This is a genomic window from Pseudomonas sp. SDO5532_S415 (assembly GCF_054071155.1).
The window spans coordinates 16,502-29,992 of the sequence record NZ_JBSVWS010000055.1 but is presented as its reverse complement, the minus strand read 5'-3'; the positions used below and the strand labels follow the sequence as shown (position 1 = coordinate 29,992).

The window sequence follows — 13,491 nt, the reverse complement described above, 5'->3', positions numbered from 1 at the left end:
GGGGGAATGCATTCCAAATGTGGGAGCGAGCCTGCTCGCGAAGGCGGCATCAGATTCAACAATTGTTCTGAGTGAATTACTTACCGAGCTTCACCTTGGTCCAACCCCGGGTCATCACCCGTTGCACACCAATCGGCATGTCAGGGATGGCATACAAGGTCGCCATCACATCCTGCGACGGATACGAGCCTGGATCATTGCGAATCGCTTCATCCACCAACGGCGTGGCCGCCGCATTGGCGTTGCTGTAGCCGATGTTGTTGGTGATCTCGGCGATGATGTCCGCACGCATCAGGAAGTTCATGAACAGGTGGGCGTTCTCGACGTTGGCGGCATCGCGGGGGATGGCGACCATGTCGTAGAAACTGCCGGCGCCTTCTTTCGGGATGCTGTAGTCGATCTTCACCTTGTCCCCGGCTTCCTGGGCGCGGGCCTTGGCCTGCAGCACGTCGCCGGAGTAACCGACGGCTACGCAGATGTTGCCGTTGGCCAGGTCGGAGATGTATTTCGATGAATGGAAGTACGCCACCGACGGGCGAATCTTCATGAACAGCGCTTCGGCTTCGGCGATGTGTTGCTTGTCCTGATCGTTCACCGGGTAGCCCAGGTAGTGCAGGGCGGCCGGGAGCATCTCGGTCGGTGAATCGAGGAAGCTGATGCCGCAGGCTTTCAGTTTCTCCGCGTTTTCCGGTTTGAACAGCAAATCCCAGGAGTTGGTCGGGGCGTTGGCGCCGAGGACTTCCTTGACCTTGTCCGGATTGAAACCGATGCCGATCGAGCCCCACATGTACGGGAACGCATGGGCGTTATCCGGGTCGCTGGCAGAGGCGTTTTTCAGCAGCACCGGGTTGAGGTTTTTCCAGTTCGGCAGCTTGGATTTGTCCAGTTCCTGATAGACGCCGGCCTTGACCTGCTTGGCCAGGAAACTGTTGGACGGCACGACGATGTCGTAGCCGGATTTGCCCGCCAGCAGGCGTGCCTCAAGGGTTTCGTTACTGTCGAACACATCGTAGGTCACCTGGATCCCGGTCTCGTCTTCGAACTTCTTGACGGTGTCCGGGGCAATGTAATCCGACCAGTTGTAGACGCGCAGAACCTTGTCATTGGCCTGGGCGCCCGTAACCATCGCGCCCAATAAGGACAGTGTCAGCAGAGTCCTGCCAAACATTTTCATCGGTACAACTCCATTCATTTCTTATTCAAATCACACAAAATGCAGTCAACATAAAACCTGTGGCGAGGGAGCTTGCTCCCGCTTGAGTGCGCAGCACTCACAAGTTATTGGGGCCGCTTCGCAGCCCAGCGGGAGCAAGCTCCCTCGCCACAAAAGCTCAAGCCATCAGGCGGTTGCAGCGGCCCGTTGCGGTTGTTGCCAGGACTCGCTGGCGGTCTGATCCATCGCTTCCTGAATCGCTCGTTTGCGGCTGGCTTCGGCACGGCGGCTGAAGTACCAGACCATGAAGGTCACCATCGATACCGCCAGCAGGATCAAACTGGCCACGGCATTGATCTCCGGCTTCACGCCGAGGCGCACCGCCGAGAACACTTCCATCGGCAGGGTGGTGGAACCCGGGCCGGAGACGAAGCTCGCCAGTACCAGGTCATCCAGCGACAGGGCAAACGACATCATGCCGCCGGCCGCCAGTGACGGCGCGATCATCGGGATGGTGATCAGGAAAAACACTTTGAACGGCTTGGCCCCGAGGTCCATGGCCGCTTCTTCGATGGACAGGTCCAGCTCGCGAAGGCGGGCGGAGACTACCACCGCGACGTAAGCGGCACAAAACGTGGTGTGGGCGATCCAGATCGTCACGATGCCGCGTTCCATCGGCCAGCCGATCAGTTGCGCCATGGCTACGAACAGCAGCAACAGCGACAGACCGGTGATCACCTCCGGCATCACCAACGGTGCGGTGACCAGGCCACCGAACAGCGTGCGGCCCTTGAAGCGTGTCACCCGGGTCAGCACGAACGCGGCCAGTGTCCCCAGCGCCACGGCTGCAATCGCGGTATAGCAGGCGATTTCCAGCGAGCGCCCCACCGAACCCATCAGTTGCGAGTTGTCGAGCAGGCCGGCGTACCACTTGAACGACCAGCCACCCCACACCGTCACCAGCTTCGAGGCGTTGAACGAGTAAATCACCAGGATCAGCATTGGCAAGTAGATGAACGACAGGCCGAACACCAACATCAATTTTGAAAACCCGAAACGTTTCATCCCCGTGCCTCCATCTCTTTGGCCTGGCTGCGGTTGAACAGCAGAATCGGCACAATCAGGATCAACAGCATCACCACCGCCAGCGCGGACGCCACCGGCCAGTCGCGGTTATTGAAGAACTCTTGCCACAGCACGCGACCGATCATCAGGGTCTCCGGGCCGCCCAGCAGTTCCGGAATCACGAACTCGCCGACCACTGGAATGAACACCAGCATGCAACCGGCGATGATGCCGTTCCTGGCCAGCGGCACGGTGATTTTCCAGAAGCTGTTGAAGGTGCTCGAACCCAGATCGGATGCGGCTTCCAGCAGGCTCTGATCGTGCTTCACCAGGTTGGCGTACAGCGGCAGGATCATGAACGGCAGATACGCGTACACAACGCCGATATAGACGGCGGTGTTGGTGTTGAGGATCTCGATCGGGTGGTCGGTCAGCCCGGTCCACATCAAAAAGCCGTTGAGCAGACCGTTGTTGCTGAGGATGCCCATCCACGCATAAACGCGGATCAGGATCGCGGTCCAGGTCGGCATCATGATCAGCAGCATCAAGACGTTTTGCGCTTCCTTGCTCGCCTTGGTAATGGCATAGGCCATCGGAAAACCGATCACCAGGCACATCAACGTACTGAACAGCGCGACCTTCAACGAACCGAGGTAAGCCGAGAGGTACAGCTCATCTTCGCCCAGCAGCGTGTAGTTGCCGATGTTGAGCAGCAGATTGAATTTCTGCTCGGCGTAGGTGTAGATCTCCGAGTAGGGTGGAATGGCCAGGGCTGCTTCCGAGAAGCTGATCTTCATCACCAGGAAGAACGGCAGCATGAAGAACAGGCACAGCCACAGGAACGGAATGCCGATGACGAGCTTGCGACCGCTGGGCACCAGGCGCAGGAATTGCTGATTGAAGGTTCTCATGCGCGCAGTACCACGCCGCTGTCGTCTTCCCACCACACGTAGACCTGATCGTCCCAGGTCGGACGCGCCCCACGGCGTTCGGCGTTGGCCATGAACGACTGCACGACCTTGCCGCCAGGCAGTTCGACGTAGAACACCGAGTGGCCGCCGAGGTAGGCGATGTCATGCACCTTGCCGCTGGACCAGTTGTAACGGGTGTCCGGTTTGGTGATGCTGACCAGCAGTTTTTCCGGGCGGATGGCGTAGGTGATCGACTTGTCCTGCACCGAGGTGCTGACGCCGTGGCCGACGTAGATTTTCTGTTCCAGATCCGGGCTGTGAATGATCGCGTGGCCTTCCAGATCCTCGACAACGGTGCCGTCGAAGGCGTTCACGTTACCGATGAACTCGCAGACCATGCGGCTGACCGGTGCTTCGTAAATGTCGACCGGGCTGCCGATCTGGGCGATCCAGCCCAGGTGCATGATCGCGATGCGCTGGGCCATGGTCATGGCCTCTTCCTGATCGTGGGTCACCATCACGCAGGTCACGCCGACGCGCTCGATGATCTCCACCAGTTCCAGCTGCATCTGCGAGCGCAGCTTTTTATCCAGCGCACCCATGGGTTCGTCGAGCAGCAGCAACTTCGGCCGCTTGGCCAGGGAGCGGGCCAGGGCCACGCGCTGGCGCTGGCCGCCGGACAACTGATGGGGTTTGCGCTTGGCGTACTGGGTCATGTGCACCAGGCGCAGCATCTCTTGTACGCGGGCATCGATTTCAGCGGCGGGCAGCTTGTCCTGCTTGAGGCCGAAGGCGATGTTCTGCGCCACGGTCATGTGCGGGAACAGGGCATAGGACTGGAACATCATGTTGATCGGCCGTTCGTACGGCGGCATGTCGGTGATGTCGACGCCATCGAGCAAAATCCGGCCTTCGGTCGGGCGCTCGAAGCCGGCGAGCATGCGCAGCAGCGTCGATTTGCCTGAACCGGAACCACCGAGCAGGGCAAAGATTTCGCCTTGATGGATTTCCAGGGACACATCGTCCACAGCGGTGGTTTCGTCGAATTTCTTGGTGACGCGATCGACTTTCACCAACACCTTTTTCGGTGCCTGGTGACCTTCAAGGGCCTTCCTGTAGATGCTGGAGGCGTTTGCCATGTGAAACTCCCAACAGGTTTCAGTCGTCGGGCCAACGCGGCCTGACTTAATAGTTGATTGCAAACCCGAGTCTTACGGTGCCAGTGAGTCCAGCGGCGATCCCCTGTGGGAGCGAGCCTGCTCGCGAAAGCGGTGGATCAGTCAACATTGATGTCGCATGACACATTGCATTCGCGAGCAGGCTCGCTCCCACAGGGGGATTGCGTTTGACTCCCTTACCCAAACCACTCGGGTTTATCCGGTGCCGCCTTCCTGGCTGCGGTACTTGTTGTTATTGCAGTGTGTTGTTATCGCCAGCGACGGACGCGCAAAGGCACGCCCGGCTGTCCCGCGGGGGCAGAAAATTGTTTTTCGGGTTTTACGTCAGCGCGAGTGACGCAGCGCCGCCCGTTGCCGGCACGCTTGGCCGAACGCCTGGAAAATGCTCAGGTAGGGCGGGTTGTCCAGCACCTGCCATTCCGGGTGCCATTGCACGCCGAGGGCAAAGGCCTTGCTGTTCTGCACCGACACCGCCTCGATCAAGCCATCGGGCGCGATGGCCTCGGCGCGCAAGCCTGGGGCGAGTCGGTCGATGCCCTGGCTGTGAATCGAATTGACCTGGAACACCGGGGGCAGATCCAGGGCTTCGAACACACCACCCGGTTGCACCGTGACCGCATGGGCCGGTGCGTATTGCACCGCCAGGTCCGGATGGTTGGCTTCGCGGTGATCGAGGAAACCGGGCAGTTCATGGACTTTCTGATGCAGGCTGCCACCGAACGCCACGTTCATCTCCTGAAAGCCACGACAGATGCCGAGTACCGGCACGCCGGCGGCAATGGCCGCGCGAATCAGGGGAAGGGTGGTGCGATCCCGCTGGGGATCGTGTTCAGTGCCGGGGGCGCTGTCGGGGCCTTGATAGTGGAAGGGTTCCACGTTCGATGGCGAGCCGGTCAGCAATAGACCGTCGAGCTGCGGCAGCAGGTCATCGATTTCGGTCAGTTCAGCCAGGGAAGGAATGACGACGGGCAGCCCCAGCGCCGCAACGCTGACAGCACGCAAATACTTGTCGCCGCTGACATGGTAGGGGTGCAGGCCAATCTGTTTGACGCACGCAGTAACGCCGATCAATGGCTTGAATGCCATTTTTATCACCTCGAAGTTTCACACTTGAACGAGCTTTTCCGGAGCTTAGCCTTGTTGATTTTAATTAACAACTCTCATGTAAAAAATTCTAAACGCCGCACATCCGATCTTCAGGATTTACGGGTGTCTGGCGACTGATTTGGCACTCTCGTCCTCCTGAGAGGCCCGAAAATAAACGCTGAAAGGCTGAGTGTTCGCTATTGACTTCACTTTGCCTTTCGGATTGACTGGCTGCGTGAAAGGGCGGTGAACATAATAATTAACAGCTAATAGGTGCATCATGTCGGTCCCTCTGCGTACCGTTCAACTCAACGAAGCAAACGCATTCCTTAAGAAATATCCTGAGGTTTTGTACGTCGACCTTCTGATTGCGGATATGAACGGTGTGGTGCGCGGCAAGCGCATCGAACGCACCAGTCTCCATAAGGTTTACGAGAAAGGCATCAACCTGCCGGCGTCTCTGTTTGCGCTGGACATCAACGGCTCCACGGTGGAAAGCACCGGCCTGGGCCTGGACATCGGCGACTCCGACCGGATCTGCTACCCGATCCCCGGCACCCTGAGCATCGAGCCCTGGCAGAAGCGCCCGACCGCACAACTGCTGATGACCATGCACGAACTGGAAGGTGAGCCGTTCTTCGCCGATCCGCGCGAAGTGCTGGCCAATGTCGTGCGCAAATTCGACGACCTGGGCCTGACCATCTGCGCCGCGTTCGAACTGGAGTTCTACCTGATCGACCAGGACAACGTGAACGGTCGTCCGCAATCGCCACGTTCGCCGGTGTCGGGCAAGCGTCCGATGTCCACCCAGGTCTACCTGATCGACGACCTCGACGAATACGTCGACTGCCTGCAAGACATCCTCGAAGGCGCGAAAGAGCAGGGCATCCCGGCTGACGCCATCGTCAAGGAAAGCGCTCCGGCGCAGTTCGAAGTCAACCTGCACCACGTGGCCGATCCTATAAAGGCCTGCGACTACGCGGTGCTGCTCAAGCGTCTGGTGAAGAACATCGCCTACGACCACGAGATGGACACCACCTTCATGGCCAAGCCGTATCCAGGCCAGGCGGGCAACGGTCTGCACGTGCACATTTCGATTCTCGACAAGGAAGGCAACAACATCTTTGCCAGCGAGGATCCCGAGCAGAACGCCGCGCTGCGACACGCGATCGGCGGTGTGCTCGAGACCCTGCCGGCGCAGATGGCGTTCCTCTGCCCGAACGTCAACTCCTACCGCCGTTTCGGCGCACAGTTCTACGTGCCGAACTCGCCGAGCTGGGGCATCGACAACCGTACCGTGGCGGTACGTGTACCGACCGGCTCAAAGGACGCCGTGCGCATCGAGCACCGTGTAGCCGGCGCCGACGCCAACCCATACCTGCTGATGGCCTCGGTCCTGGCCGGTGTGCACCACGGCCTGACCAACCAGATCGAACCCGGCGCGCCGGTGGAAGGCAACAGCTACGAGCAGAACGAACAAAGCCTGCCGAACAACCTGCGTGACGCACTGCGCGAGCTGGACGACAGCGAAGTCATGGCCAAGTACATCGACCCGATGTACATCGACGTGTTCGTGGCGTGCAAGGAAAGCGAACTGGCCGAGTTCGAAAACTCCATCTCGGACCTTGAGTACAACTGGTACTTGCACACCGTTTAGGACGAACAACACCGATCAACTGTGGGAGCGAGCCTGCTCGCGAAGAGGGCGGCACATTCAACATTGATGTCGCCTGACACTCCGCCTTCGCGAGCAGGCTCGCTCCCACAGTTCGGTGCCCGACACAAAAACCCTATGGGAATGCGACCACTTATTCCCCTGCGTCGAGTCACAACCATGACAATCACTCGCAGCGACTGGGAGCAACGCTTCCAGTCCCTCAACATCGAAAGCCGTGCCTTCATCGACGGTCAATACTGCCCGGCCGCCAGCGGTGCCACGTTCGAATGCATCAGCCCCGTGGACGGCCGTTTCCTGGCGAACGTCGCCAGCACCGACGAAGCCGATGCCAACGCGGCGGTCGCCGTTGCACGCCGTACCTTCGAGTCCGGCATCTGGGCCAACCTCGCCCCGGTCGAACGCAAACGCATCCTGATCCGCTTCGCCGATCTGATCCTGGCTAACCGGGAAGAACTGGCGCTGCTGGAAACCCTGGACATGGGTAAACCCATCAGCGACTCGATGAACGTCGACATCCCGGCGACCGCCAACGCGATCCGCTGGACCGCCGAAGCCATCGACAAGATTTACGACGAAGTCGCTGCCACACCCCGTGATCAGCTGGGTCTGGTCACCCGTGAGCCGGCCGGCGTGGTCGCGGCCATCGTGCCGTGGAACTTCCCGCTGATCATGGCCAGCTGGAAATTCGCTCCGGCACTGGCGGCGGGTAACTCGTTCATCCTCAAGCCTTCGGAAAAATCGCCACTGACTGCGATCCGCATCGCGCAGCTGGCTTTGGATGCCGGTATTCCAAAGGGCGTGTTCAACGTGTTGCCAGGCTACGGTCATACCGTCGGCAAGGCCCTGGCGCTGCACATGGATGTCGACGTGCTGGCGTTCACCGGCTCGACGGCGATTGCCAAGCAACTGATGATCTACGCCGGACAAAGCAACATGAAACGCGTCTGGCTGGAAGCCGGTGGCAAGAGCCCTCACGTGGTGTTCGCCGACGCACCGGACCTGCGCGTGGCGGCCCAGGCCGCGGCCAGCGGCATCGCCTTCAACCAGGGCGAAGTCTGCACGGCCGGCTCGCGCCTGCTGGTGGAGCGTTCGATCCGTGACCAGTTCATCCCGATGCTGGTGGAAGCCCTGCAAGCGTGGAAACCGGGGCATGCGCTTGATCCAGCGACCACCGTTGGCGCGGTCGTCGATCAGCGACAGCTGGACAACGTGCTGCGTTACATCGACATCGGCAAAGAGCAGGGCGCCGAGCTGATTGCCGGTGGCCAACGCGCCCTCGAAGACACCGGTGGCCTGTACGTCGAGCCAGCGATTTTCGACGGCGTGACCAACGCCATGACCATTGCCCGTGAAGAAATCTTCGGCCCGGTACTGTCGCTGATTACCTTCGACACGGCTGAAGAAGCCCTGGCGATCGCCAACGACAGCATCTTCGGTCTGGCGGCAGGCGTGTGGACCAGCAATCTGAGCAAGGCCCACACCTTCGCCCGTGGCTTGCGCGCCGGCAGCGTCTGGGTCAACCAGTACGACGGCGGCGACATGACCGCGCCGTTCGGCGGGTTCAAGCAGTCAGGCAATGGCCGGGACAAATCGCTGCATGCGTTCGACAAGTACACCGAACTCAAAGCGACCTGGATCAAGCTCTAAATAACAATAAAAGCGGCGGCCGCCGGTTGTGCCGGCGGCCATCGGAGAATCTTATGAAACATGTAAACAGCTACTACGCCGCCACCCGCAACTTCACCGGTGACTTTCCGGTACTTGAAGAGCGGGTGGAATGCGACGTCTGTGTGATCGGCGCCGGCTACACCGGCCTGTCCTCGGCGCTGTTCCTCGCCGAGGCGGGCTACAGCGTCACCGTACTCGAAGCGGCAAAAGTCGGCTTCGGCGCCAGTGGTCGCAACGGCGGTCAACTGGTCAACTCCTACAGCCGCGACGTCGATGTCATCGAAGAGCGCTATGGCGACAAGACCGCTGAAGTGCTCGGCAGCATGATTTTCGAAGGCGCCGACATCATTCGTCAGCGCATACAGCACTATGACATCCAGTGCGACTACCGTCCGGGCGGCATCTTTGCCGCGCTGAACAAGAAACAGTTCAAGGGCCTGGCCGAGCAGAAGAAGAGCTGGGAGCGCTATGGCAACAAGAACCTGACCCTGCTCAGTGAGTCGGATATCAAGCGCGAAGTGGGTTGCGACAACTATGTCGGCGGCCTGCTGGACATGCAGGGCGGGCACATTCACCCGCTGAACCTGGCCCTCGGCGAAGCCTCGGCGATCATCGGCCTGGGTGGCAAGATTTTCGAACAATCGGCGGCGGTGGAAATCACCTACGGCGAACCGATCACCGTGCGCACCGCCAAGGGCGTGGTACGGGCCAAGTACCTGTTGATCGCCGGTAACGCCTACCTGCCGCAGGGCCTGGACAATCGTGTGACCAGCAAGAGCATGCCTTGCGGATCGCAGATCGTCGTCACCGAGCCGTTGTCGGAAAAACAGGCCAAGAGCCTGATCACCAACAACTATTGCGTCGAAGACTGCAACTACCTGCTCGACTACTTCCGCCTGACCGCCGACAACCGCTTGCTCTACGGTGGCGGCGTGGTCTACGGCGCCCGCGAGCCGGACGATATCGAGCAGTTGATCCGTCCGAAAATCCTCAAGACCTTCCCGCAATTGAAGGACGTGAAGATCGACTACCGCTGGACCGGCAACTTCCTGCTGACCATGTCGCGCATGCCGCAATTCGGCCGTATCGAGAAAAACGCCTACTACATGCAGGGCTACAGCGGCCACGGTGTCACCTGTTCACACCTGGCGGGCAAACTGATCTCGGAAATGATCCGCGGCGACGCCGAGCGCTTCGACGCCTTCGCCTCGCTGCCGCACATGCCAATGATCGGCGGGCGCACATTCTCCGCGCCGCTCACCGCCATGGGCGCCGTGTACTACTCGCTGCGCGACCGTTTCGGTATCTAAGCTATCACCGCGACCCCTGTGGGAGCGAGCCTGCTCGCGAAGGCCATATCAGCCAACCCTGATGTCGCCTGATACACCGCTTTCGCGAGCAGGCTCGCTCCCACAGTTTGTGTAACATCAGGACCGGCGGCCTTTTTATTCAGCCGTTTATCGAACCTGCTGAGCAACACCAACAAACGTGATTTAATAGCCGCCTTTCACGTTTCCGGGACCGGAATACGGCGTGATCCGCGCCTGCTCTCCACCCTTCCATTATCACTGTAGGAGCGAAGCTTGCTCGCGATAGCGTTGGTTCAGCCGACGCTGTAGTTCAGATCGAAATCGCGAGCAAACTCGCTCCTGCGGGTTGGCACATAAGGCTGTCATGGATACGGGCTCACGACTCAAATTAGTACGCGAAAGCTACAAACTGTCCCAGCGCGAGCTGGCCCGCCGTAGCGGCGTCACCAATGCCACCATCTCGCTGATCGAACAGAACCGCGTCAGCCCCTCGGTCAGTTCCCTGAAAAAACTGCTCGAAGGCATCCCCATGTCCCTGGCGGACTTCTTCACCTTCGACCAACCCCCGCGCGAACACCAATACGTCTTCCGCGCCAATGAACAACCCGACCTCGGCCGCCACGGCCTGCGCCTGCTACTGATCGGCGCCTCCGTCCCGAGCCGGCAGATGCGCCTGCTGCGCGAGCAGTACGCACCGGGTGCCAGTTCCGGGGAAGAGCCGATCGTGCACTCCGAAGGCGAGGAGTGCGGGCTGGTGACGCGGGGCACGGTTGAGTTGACTGTGGATGGGCAGATCAGTGTGCTCAATGCCGGTGATGGCTATTACTTTCCGACGACCTTGCCGCATCGGTTTCGCAACATCGGGCAGGATGAGGCGGAGATCATCAGCGCGAACACCCCGGCGAACTTCTGAGGGTGGCGAGGCCTGATTGGCTGGCGTGTTGAAACTGCTTTCACCCTGCGATACAAAAAATCCGACGCACATTCAAGCGTCGGATTTTTTTTGCTCTGAACTACGCTCATCAATGGCGTCTAAATTTCACAGGAAACCTCCCGCCATGAAGGAACGACTCATGTCCAGATCCCGCTCGTTGATTGCAGCTGTTACATGCCTTGCGTTGGTTTGCGGCTCCGTAACCGCTTTGGCTGATCCCGGCAATGGAAAAGGCCAGGGAAACGCCAAGGGAAACCCGCACAGTGCCCAGGACCATGGAAGCAAAGGCAAAAAGTCCGGGGGCGGCGATTGGGATAATGGTCCCAGTATCAATCACGCAAGCGTGCTCGGGATTGTCGGCGATTATCGCGACTACTGGAGTCCCGGTCCTGCCTTGCCTCCCGGTATTCAAAAGAACCTCGCCCGAGGCAAGCCGCTGCCGCCGGGAATTGCGAAAAAGCTCGATGGCCGGTTGATCGGCAGACTGCCGCATTACGACGGGTACGAATGGCAGCAAGTGGGCACGGATTTGATTCTGGTCGCACTGGCGACCGGGCTTATCTATGAAGTGCTCAACGGCGCTTTTGATTAGGCATTTCCGCCCGTCGCCGGGACTTGAACTGTCTGGGTTTTAACGCGTCATACGACACGCGAAATCAACCCTACGGAAGCAATCATGCTTTTAAACAACAAGAGTCTCGCCGCTGTCCTGTCCTGCGCCATGATGCTCGCAGCCGCCCCGTTATTGCCTGCTGACCTTTCCATCATCAGCTCCGCACACGCCAAAGAAGGTGGTGGTGGTGGTGGTGGTGGTGGTGGTGGTGGTGGTGGTGGTGGTGGTGGTGGCGGTCACGGCGGTGGCAATGGCGGTGGCCACGGTGGCGGTAACGGTGGTGGCCATGGCGCAGGCGTTGGCGGCGGCCGCAGCGGCTCGGATCACGCCGGCAAGTCCACCAGCAATGGTCACGGCAAAGGACTGGCCAGCGACCATGCGGGCAAGGCCACGCGTAATCATGGCACCAGCGGCAATCACTATGGCAGTGAGCGCAACGATGATAATGGGCATGGCACCACGACTTCCGGCATCGCTCATTCCAAAGATACCCGTGGCATCAGCAAAGCCCGGGCCATTTCGGCCTCGACGCCGGGTGACCACAATGCGAAAGGGTTGAGCAACGCTGGCTCGAATAAATCCCATTAAGCAAGCGCAGGCAATTGAAAAAACCGCAGTGATGCGGTTTTTTTATGCCCGAAATGAAGTCATTGTGCGAGGCCGAAAGCGTTTTCCGGTGTGGTCAGGCAACGGGTAGGGCGGGTTAAACTGGCGGCGTCTTTTTTATCACCAGGGAATGGAAATGACACTGACAGCCGAAACACTGGTCAGCATCGCGATGACCAATCCAGTCAATGCTCAAATCACCTCGCGCTTACCTGCGCTCGGTCTGAATCAATGCATGCTCACCGCAGGCTGCCTGTTCCAGGCTGTGTGGAATCATCAGTCGCAGCGACCCACGGACTGGGGAATCAAGGACTACGACGTCTTCTACTTCGATGCGGACCTGTCCTGGGAGGCCGAGAATGAGGTCATCCACTCGGCCCGGCGCCTGTTCCAGGACCTTGAGGTCAACATTGAAATCAAGAATCAGGCCCGCGTTCACCTTTGGTACGGTCAGCGTTTTGGCAAACCCTATCCTGAGCTTCAGTCAGCTAAAGACGGGATTGATCGTTACCTCGTGGCGGGTACCTGTATCGGATTGGACGTTGAAACGGGCGAGGTCTATGCACCGAACGGCCTGGCTGACACGGAGCAAGGGATACTGCGGATCAACCCGAAAAATCCGCAGCCGGACCTGTTCGAGCAGAAAGCGAAGAGTTATCAGGCTCGCTGGCCTTGGCTCAGGGTGTTTCCTCAATGATCAAACGCTGCACATTACTCGACCATAACGGTTGGCTACCCCTGCGAGTTGCGCTGTGGCCTGATTCCGCCCCCGACAATGACCGTGACAAACAAACCATACTGAGCGCGCCAGAGCGTTATCTGGTGCTGATCTTCACTGATGAGAGCGACAACGCTCTAGGGTTTGCCGAGGCATCGATTCGAGCGGATTACGTTAACGGTACCAGCACCTCACCCGTGGCCTTTCTCGAAGGTCTGTACGTCCGGCCCGCGAGCCGGGGACAAGGCATAGCGCGGCAACTTGTGGTGGGCGTCCAACGGTGGGCAGAAGAAATGGGCTGCACCGAACTGGCTTCGGATGCACTGCTGGATAATCAGGGAAGCCACGCCATGCATGAGGCCTTGGGCTTCGCAGAGACTGAACGGGTGGTTTACTTTTTGAAGACTTTGGGGGCGGTCAAGGTATAGTTGCTGGCGTCTGGCTAGCAATGGGTTGCGAAGTAAAAGGTGAAAAATAGATCTGACACGTTTTTATTGCCGGCTTCAATCCGCTGTATTTTTTGTTGTACTTGTTGGTGTTGCTGATGGTGGGGGGTGTGATTTTCTATGTA

Annotated in this window: 13 protein-coding genes; 8 read left to right on the top strand and 5 right to left on the bottom strand. The window is 59.3% G+C overall.

All coding sequences use genetic code 11. The features are described 5' to 3' along the window. Positions 1 to 76 precede the first annotated feature (76 nt). From ACW9HW_RS14730 to ACW9HW_RS14710, 5 genes are all read right to left on the bottom strand, one after another. Positions 77 to 1,174: a polyamine ABC transporter substrate-binding protein gene (locus tag ACW9HW_RS14730; RefSeq protein ID WP_095195105.1), complete on the bottom strand. Its 1,098-nt coding sequence runs from the start codon at positions 1,172 to 1,174 to the stop codon at positions 77 to 79. A gap of 165 nt (positions 1,175 to 1,339) precedes the next feature. Continuing rightward, positions 1,340 to 2,218, bottom strand: a complete 879-nt coding sequence (locus tag ACW9HW_RS14725; RefSeq protein WP_095195104.1) for an ABC transporter permease subunit — start codon at positions 2,216 to 2,218, stop codon at positions 1,340 to 1,342. Beyond that, the gene (locus ACW9HW_RS14720) at positions 2,215 to 3,096 is read right to left on the bottom strand and encodes an ABC transporter permease subunit (protein WP_371917528.1); all 882 of its coding nucleotides are present in this window, start codon (positions 3,094 to 3,096) and stop codon (positions 2,215 to 2,217) included. Before ACW9HW_RS14720 ends, ACW9HW_RS14725 begins: the two co-directional genes overlap by 4 nt. Positions 3,097 to 3,125: 29 nt before the next feature. Beyond that, complete coding sequence (locus tag ACW9HW_RS14715) at positions 3,126 to 4,268, bottom strand: ABC transporter ATP-binding protein (RefSeq protein WP_457400495.1); 1,143 nt, start codon at positions 4,266 to 4,268, stop codon at positions 3,126 to 3,128. Between the two features lie 363 nt (positions 4,269 to 4,631). Continuing rightward, positions 4,632 to 5,393 (bottom strand): gamma-glutamyl-gamma-aminobutyrate hydrolase family protein, encoded by a 762-nt coding sequence (locus ACW9HW_RS14710; protein ID WP_095195101.1) that lies wholly within the window; start codon positions 5,391 to 5,393, stop codon positions 4,632 to 4,634. 280 nt (positions 5,394 to 5,673) lie between these two features. On the opposite strand from ACW9HW_RS14710, the gene ACW9HW_RS14705 reads away from it, so the two are divergent. From ACW9HW_RS14705 to aac(6'), 8 genes are all read left to right on the top strand, one after another. Further along, a complete protein-coding gene (locus ACW9HW_RS14705) occupies positions 5,674 to 7,050 on the top strand; it encodes a glutamine synthetase family protein (RefSeq protein ID WP_095195100.1) in 1,377 nt (458 codons plus the stop codon). Positions 7,051 to 7,227: 177 nt separating this feature from the next. Next, positions 7,228 to 8,718, top strand: coding sequence for an aldehyde dehydrogenase (locus tag ACW9HW_RS14700; protein WP_457400493.1), 1,491 nt, complete (start codon positions 7,228 to 7,230; stop codon positions 8,716 to 8,718). A gap of 53 nt (positions 8,719 to 8,771) precedes the next feature. After that, positions 8,772 to 10,049, top strand: a complete 1,278-nt coding sequence (locus ACW9HW_RS14695; RefSeq protein ID WP_095195098.1) for an NAD(P)/FAD-dependent oxidoreductase — start codon at positions 8,772 to 8,774, stop codon at positions 10,047 to 10,049. 364 nt (positions 10,050 to 10,413) lie between these two features. Then, positions 10,414 to 10,962, top strand: coding sequence for a cupin domain-containing protein (locus tag ACW9HW_RS14690; protein ID WP_028623608.1), 549 nt, complete (start codon positions 10,414 to 10,416; stop codon positions 10,960 to 10,962). A gap of 160 nt (positions 10,963 to 11,122) precedes the next feature. Next, positions 11,123 to 11,575 carry an anti-virulence regulator CigR family protein gene (locus ACW9HW_RS14685; RefSeq protein ID WP_457400490.1) on the top strand — a complete coding sequence of 151 codons (453 nt, stop codon included), beginning with the start codon at positions 11,123 to 11,125 and terminating at the stop codon, positions 11,573 to 11,575. A gap of 84 nt (positions 11,576 to 11,659) precedes the next feature. Beyond that, entirely contained in the window at positions 11,660 to 12,184 is a 525-nt protein-coding gene (locus tag ACW9HW_RS14680; protein ID WP_457400488.1) for a hypothetical protein, read from the top strand. Between the two features lie 154 nt (positions 12,185 to 12,338). Next, positions 12,339 to 12,899 (top strand): nucleotidyltransferase family protein, encoded by a 561-nt coding sequence (locus ACW9HW_RS14675; RefSeq protein WP_457400486.1) that lies wholly within the window; start codon positions 12,339 to 12,341, stop codon positions 12,897 to 12,899. Next, positions 12,896 to 13,348, top strand: coding sequence for an aminoglycoside 6'-N-acetyltransferase (aac(6'), locus tag ACW9HW_RS14670; RefSeq protein ID WP_457400484.1), 453 nt, complete (start codon positions 12,896 to 12,898; stop codon positions 13,346 to 13,348). The genes ACW9HW_RS14675 and aac(6') overlap by 4 nt, the downstream gene beginning before the upstream one ends. Positions 13,349 to 13,491 lie beyond the last annotated feature (143 nt).

Coding starts and splice junctions, on each gene's coding strand:
- ACW9HW_RS14690 (WP_028623608.1), top strand. CDS start 10,414: ATGGATACGGGCTCACGACTCAAATTAGTACGCGAAAGCTACAAACTG.
- ACW9HW_RS14675 (WP_457400486.1), top strand. CDS start 12,339: ATGACACTGACAGCCGAAACACTGGTCAGCATCGCGATGACCAATCCA.
- ACW9HW_RS14715 (WP_457400495.1), bottom strand. CDS start 4,268: ATGGCAAACGCCTCCAGCATCTACAGGAAGGCCCTTGAAGGTCACCAG.
- ACW9HW_RS14725 (WP_095195104.1), bottom strand. CDS start 2,218: ATGAAACGTTTCGGGTTTTCAAAATTGATGTTGGTGTTCGGCCTGTCG.
- ACW9HW_RS14700 (WP_457400493.1), top strand. CDS start 7,228: ATGACAATCACTCGCAGCGACTGGGAGCAACGCTTCCAGTCCCTCAAC.
- ACW9HW_RS14685 (WP_457400490.1), top strand. CDS start 11,123: ATGTCCAGATCCCGCTCGTTGATTGCAGCTGTTACATGCCTTGCGTTG.
- ACW9HW_RS14730 (WP_095195105.1), bottom strand. CDS start 1,174: ATGAAAATGTTTGGCAGGACTCTGCTGACACTGTCCTTATTGGGCGCG.
- ACW9HW_RS14710 (WP_095195101.1), bottom strand. CDS start 5,393: ATGGCATTCAAGCCATTGATCGGCGTTACTGCGTGCGTCAAACAGATT.
- ACW9HW_RS14695 (WP_095195098.1), top strand. CDS start 8,772: ATGAAACATGTAAACAGCTACTACGCCGCCACCCGCAACTTCACCGGT.
- ACW9HW_RS14680 (WP_457400488.1), top strand. CDS start 11,660: ATGCTTTTAAACAACAAGAGTCTCGCCGCTGTCCTGTCCTGCGCCATG.
- ACW9HW_RS14705 (WP_095195100.1), top strand. CDS start 5,674: ATGTCGGTCCCTCTGCGTACCGTTCAACTCAACGAAGCAAACGCATTC.